This window comes from Mycoplasma wenyonii, from assembly GCF_003265155.1.
Lineage (GTDB): Bacteria > Bacillota_I > Bacilli_A > Mycoplasmatales > Mycoplasmoidaceae > Eperythrozoon_A > Eperythrozoon_A wenyonii_C.
Map to the genome: position 1 here is coordinate 1 of NZ_QKVO01000033.1, position 643 is coordinate 643.

Sequence of the window (643 nt, forward strand, 5' to 3'; positions counted from 1 at the left end):
TAGAGAGAAAGAAACTAGGAGATCTTGTAACTATAGTCGGGGGAGGAACTCCCTCTACAAAATGCCCAGAATATTGAACTAAAGAAGGCGGAATTCCTTGGATAGGAATAAGTGATTTAACTGCAAATAAAGGGAAATTCATTAATAAAGGAGAGATAAATATTACCGAGGAAGGAAAGAGGAATTCTAGTACCAGATTGATTTCCAAAAATTCAATTTTGTTTTCTTGTGCGGGCACCAATGTCGGTAAGATGGGAATGAATGATAAAGAATTGTGTATATCGCAAAATTTTTTTGGGATTTATCGTTCAAAATATCAAGAAAATTATTATTACTGATTTTTAATCAAAATTAATGTCACCTCTTTACAAAGGCGAAGTTTTGGGACTGTTATAAATTTAATTAGCCAAAAGAATTTCAGAGAATTTGAAGTTCTTCTTCCCCCACAAAAACTAATTGAAAAATTCAATAATTGCTGTAAGCCTTTCTTTCAAATTCAAAAAACTAATGAAAAAGAGATTAGAGAGTTACTTAAATTACAGAAATACTTTATTGAATTAACTAATTAACTTCTATAAGTGCCGTTTCCTAATGCTAAAGTAACTGTTTCTTTTTGATTCTCCTGTGTATCCGAATTACCTTC

General features: G+C 31.1%; 1 protein-coding gene. It reads left to right on the forward strand.

Annotated features, from left to right (window positions below; genetic code table 4):
* A partial coding sequence (locus DNK47_RS03345) for a restriction endonuclease subunit S (protein WP_146737549.1) occupies window positions 1-569 on the forward strand: 569 nt, incomplete at its 5' end.
* Window positions 570-643 lie beyond the last annotated feature (74 nt).